Source organism: Prevotella sp. TF12-30, assembly GCF_003436715.1.
GTDB lineage: Bacteria > Bacteroidota > Bacteroidia > Bacteroidales > Bacteroidaceae > Prevotella > Prevotella copri_A.
The window spans coordinates 1-4,722 of record NZ_QSQJ01000074.1 but is presented as its reverse complement, the minus strand read 5'-3'; the positions used below and the strand labels follow the sequence as shown (position 1 = coordinate 4,722).

The following is a 4,722-nucleotide window of genomic DNA, read 5'->3' as shown; positions in this document are numbered from 1 at the left end:
CAGGTTGCCTTGCTCCAGAACAGAGGGCTGGTGATAGAAGAGAGAGCCTGCGTAATAGGCAAACTGGAGAACGAATGCGTAAAGGCATTCCTCGACCACGAGGAAGAGATTCTTGCCGGCACCTTCGAGGGAGCCCTCATCGACCACATCTCGGAGCACGAGCGCAATGCCTACATCACCTGCACCCAGGTTTCGAGAAAGAAGATTTATGCCAGCAAGCCCGTTCTCGACATCGAGCTTTCGGGTTACAAGATCATGGCTACGCTGATGGAGGTATTCATCGATGCCGCCGTCAACCCGTCCCGTTTCTACTCCAAGCAGCTTCTGCGCCGGGTAAGCAGCCAGTACGATATTTGGTTGGAAAGTCTGGAAGAGCGAATCATGGCAGTATTGGATTACATCAGCGGCATGACGGATATCTATGCCTTAGATATTTATCAGAAGATCAACGGAATAAGTCTGCCGATAGTATAGAAACAAAACAGGCGTTTCTTATATTTTTGCGTAAAAGTGTGTTAAATAAAGAAAGATAATAGGAAGAAGAATGCAATAATGGGGGGAGAATAATGTTTTATAAATAGAGGATGGGCAAAGCGCCTATCATGTATAACTCATAAAAACAACAGTTTATGAAAGCAAAGATTTACTTTTTGGCAATGGCTTTCGTCGCTCTCTTGATGGTAGGGTGTAGCGATGATGATGGTATTCAACTCACACAGGATGAAATCATTGGTGATATTAACACAGGCAAACAAGTGGGTATCAAGGGCAATAGCCTTGTCATATATACCACCCAGGGTGCCCGCGTGAATGTGCAAGGAGCCAAGGGCAAGATTTCGGCACAGTCTTCTGATGAGAAAGTAGTCACTGTAACTTGCATCCATGAGACGGGGCAGTATGGTAAGGATGAGCGTATTAGCTTGTCTGCTATCGCTGTGGGAAAGGCTATTGTTACAGTGACTGATGAAGATGGTAATGAGGCAAAACTTGCCGTGGAAGTCAAGGATGTTGAGACGTTATGGAAGACTACACAAGTATTTAGTGGTTATCAAAAATATTGTAAGGTGGAGGGTGTTTCCAAGGAAGATTCTTTGGTGATAGCATCGGATGCGATAGCAAGTAAGCCTTATGAAGCTGTTAAATTCAAGAGCCGTGGTGATGTATTTACAGTATCCCGAATCCAGTTCCTTGCTGGTGGAAAGGTGTTGGTGGATGGGTATTATACTACTACGTATAATGAAGATCACAGTATACTTTATTTCGAGGTTGGAGATGGTAAAGGCGGAACTTTGGAGAATTTCTATTTGAAACGAAAAGAAGGCTCGCATTTCTTCTGGGATTTGACAGATAAATATAAGGAAGCTTATCCGCAAGTAACAAAGGTGGAGTTAGTTTGGGCAGCTGCTCAGCTTTTTTAAGTTTTCTTCATATTAAAAGGGTCGCTTCAAAACTCATTCTCTTATTCGCTTTCGGGTGCTTTAGGGCTTTATGTTAAAGTTTCCATCACAGCTAAACTTTCTGGAAAGAAAACGGCAGCAGATATTGATGGAAACTTCACAATTGAAGTGGAGCCAAAAGATACAATCACCATAAAGTTCATTGGTATGCAAGACAGAATCATCAAACTCTCTGAAATGAATTTCGAAAAACTCAATGTCATCACTTTGACAGAAAGTGGAGGACTCATGGGTGAAATTGTTGTTATCAAAAAAGGACATAAGCATAAAAAAAAAATAAACTATGGCAAGAGGACGTTATATTTGTAACACTCTCAAAGCTATCCGCAAGCAGATAGCGGATGCAAATGGGATTGACTATTCACCCGAAGAATGTCATTTCAATGGTGAATGCAAGGGAACTTGTCCGAAATGTGAGCAAGATGTGAGAGATTTGGAGCATGAGTTGCGACGTAGACAGACCGCAGGAAAGGCTATCAAGGTTGCAGGTATTGCAGCAGGACTTGTCGCCATGGCGGCTTGTTCTGATGGGAAACCACAAGGAAACGACAAAGATACACTTACAAGATTGTCGACAACCTTGCATGAAGACTCAATAGACCCAACAATGTACAACGGGGAAATCGACCGCACAAAGCCTATCAAAAACGTGACCGTCAAGAAATTCATGCCGCTGAAAGAGGACAGCAAGCCATCTAAGAAGAACAAGCGAGCCAAGACCGCCGTTGTCCAATCCGCCATCGCCACAGACTCAACCAATAACAGCAAAATATTTGATAATGTTGATGAGGAAGCGTCATTTCCTGGTGGCATAGCGGCGTGTATGAAATATATTGCAGACAATTTTCGCTATCCAAACATACAGGGCGATTGCAGCATACAAGGAAAAATTGTCGTTAGTTTCATTGTCAATGAAGATGGAAATCTAAATGACATCAAAGTGAAGAAAAGCGTCTATTCTGACCTTGACAAAGAAGCCGTCCGGGTGGTGAAAAGTATGCCAAAGTGGATTCCTGCCAAGCAAAACGGCAAGGCGGTGAAATCAAAATACACGCTTCCTGTCTACATCCACGTGCAGTAACTATAAAAAAGGAAAAATCATGGCAACAAGAGGACGCAACATTTGCAACACGCTCAAGGCCATCCGCAAGCAGATCGCGGATGCCAACGGAATCAGTTATTCACCCGAAGAATGCCACTTTAAGGGCGAATGCAAGGGCACTTGCCCGAAATGCGAGCAAGACGTGAGGGACTTAGAACACGAACTGCACCTCCGACAGATGGCAGGGAAAGCCATCAAGGTCGCAGGAGTGGCTTTGGGCATCACCGCCCTCACCGCATCCGCCACATCGTGCGCCACGCAGAAGGGATATTACAAATCGACACCGCCTAAGTCTGAAAAGGTTATCCCTATCCAGTTCCAAAAATACACCACCAACGACATCGCCCTACTCCAAGCGAAAGATTCTCTCAGCAAGAAAGGAATGCTCTTCGTTCAAGGGCATATCATTAGCGACGAGGACAATGAGCCGCTTATTGGAGCCTCCGTCATCGCTAAACTTTCGGGAAAGTATGCAATAACTGATGTCAATGGAAACTTCACTCTCGAAGTGGAGCAAGGCGACACGATAACCGTGCAATACATCGGCTTCATAGACCGAAGCATCAAACTATCTGAAATGAGCCGAGACAAGCTCAATATCATCACTCTAATATTCAACGAAAGTGCCTTAGGGGAAGTCGTGGCTGGAATCGTTCCCGAAGTCAGAATTAGAGGAACGGCTCCCGTCATCAAAAGAGAAGATACTTTCGAAGAGGCTTCATACCCAGGCGGTTCGACTGCATTGACGCAATACATCAAGACCAACCTTCAATATCCAAAAGAATGTCGAGAAGGCGCGCCAATAGGCAGAGTCATCCTTGGTTTCACCGTCAACAAGGACGGAAGTTTGAGCAACATCAAGGTGGAGAAAAGTCTTGTCCCTATCCTCGACGAGGAAGCCATCCGAGTGCTGAAAAGCATGCCGAAATGGACTCCTGCCAAGAAAAACGGAAAGGTGGTGAAATCACATGCCACCGTTCCTTTCACATTTAAAGTAGAATAACATGAAGACCGCCCCACTCATTTGCATCGACCGCCACCGCCTCACGATAGACGGCGAGGGCGTCACCACGCTTGTGGCATTCCACGGTTGTCCGCTTCGTTGCAAATACTGTCTCAATCCCCAATGCCTTGATGCTGACGGCGTATGGCAGGAGGTGGATACAGAACTGCTGATGGCGAACGTGGAGATGGACAACCTCTACTTCTTAGCTACAGGAGGCGGCATCTGTTTTGGTGGAGGTGAACCGCTTCTGTGGAGTTCATTCATAAAGGAGTTTTGTGAACTATGCCCAGAGGGATGGCACTTTACGATGGAGACGAGTCTAAACGTACCTCGCCATCACTTGGAGAAAGTCACCCCATACATAGACTCCTTTATCATCGACATCAAGGACATGAATCCTGCCATCTATCAAGCCTACACAGGTAAGCCCAACCGGCAAGTTATCGACAACCTTGTCTGGCTCAACACTCATGCCAAACATAAAGACAAGATCATCCTTCGTCTCCCCATAATCCCCAAGTTCAACACCGAAGATGACAGGAAACACAGTCGCCAAGTCTTAATAGAATTAGGATATGAGAATTTTGATGAATTTGAATATGTTATTAGAAACAAATAAACAGTTTTAATTATATGTCCCAATGAAATGGATTTGAATGTAAATTCCATCTCATTGGGGTATTGGATAAAAATTATTGGTAATTTTTAATAGTACGTTTTATGCTATTAGACTCTCTGCGAAGTTCATTAGCTACACTGTCTTTGTATGCAGCCATCCGTACCATTTCATTGTATTTGAGAACAGAATCTTCGTAAGCTGCAACACGATTTTTGACATAGTCTATGACATTTTCGTCTCTGTTTACAGAGAAGTGCTTCTCTATATATAAGATGTTTGGGTCATCAGCAGACAGAACCATCTTCAAAGCTCTATACTTCAAGTCTGCCTCCTCCCAATCTTGGTGCTCTCGCCATTGGGTGAGGTTGCCCCAAATGGAGAGAACGAGAGATAGAGCCAAGCCGCCAATGAAAAGAAGAACATACTTTGATGTAGGCTCGAAGCGATGGGTGACAAGTTTCTTCTGAGGTGAATTGTTCATCACTTCAAGTTTGTCTTGCAATGCCTTCGAGGAAACATCATTCTCTTGTCTCATCTG

Annotated in this window: 4 protein-coding genes and 2 pseudogenes; 5 read left to right on the top strand and 1 reads right to left on the bottom strand. The window is 44.5% G+C overall.

Translation table 11 applies throughout. The features are described 5' to 3' along the window. The 5 genes and pseudogenes from DXD25_RS15800 to DXD25_RS15775 form a co-directional block, all read left to right on the top strand. Positions 1 to 474 (top strand): annotated as a pseudogene (locus DXD25_RS15800) (dehydrogenase); the annotation flags it as partial. A 155-nt stretch (positions 475 to 629) separates the two neighbouring features. After that, positions 630 to 1,418, top strand: coding sequence for a hypothetical protein (locus tag DXD25_RS15795; protein ID WP_117664332.1), 789 nt, complete (start codon positions 630 to 632; stop codon positions 1,416 to 1,418). 322 nt (positions 1,419 to 1,740) lie between these two features. Beyond that, positions 1,741 to 2,538 carry an energy transducer TonB gene (locus DXD25_RS15785; RefSeq protein ID WP_233522361.1) on the top strand — a complete coding sequence of 266 codons (798 nt, stop codon included), beginning with the start codon at positions 1,741 to 1,743 and terminating at the stop codon, positions 2,536 to 2,538. A gap of 19 nt (positions 2,539 to 2,557) precedes the next feature. Further along, positions 2,558 to 3,562 carry an energy transducer TonB gene (locus DXD25_RS15780; RefSeq protein WP_117664330.1) on the top strand — a complete coding sequence of 335 codons (1,005 nt, stop codon included), beginning with the start codon at positions 2,558 to 2,560 and terminating at the stop codon, positions 3,560 to 3,562. Position 3,563: 1 nt separating this feature from the next. After that, on the top strand, positions 3,564 to 4,184 hold the full coding sequence (locus DXD25_RS15775; protein ID WP_094881917.1) for a radical SAM protein: 621 nt from the start codon (positions 3,564 to 3,566) through the stop codon (positions 4,182 to 4,184). Positions 4,185 to 4,257: 73 nt separating this feature from the next. On the opposite strand, the pseudogene DXD25_RS15770 reads toward DXD25_RS15775, so the two are convergent. Then, positions 4,258 to 4,722: pseudogene (locus DXD25_RS15770) on the bottom strand (hypothetical protein); the annotation flags it as partial.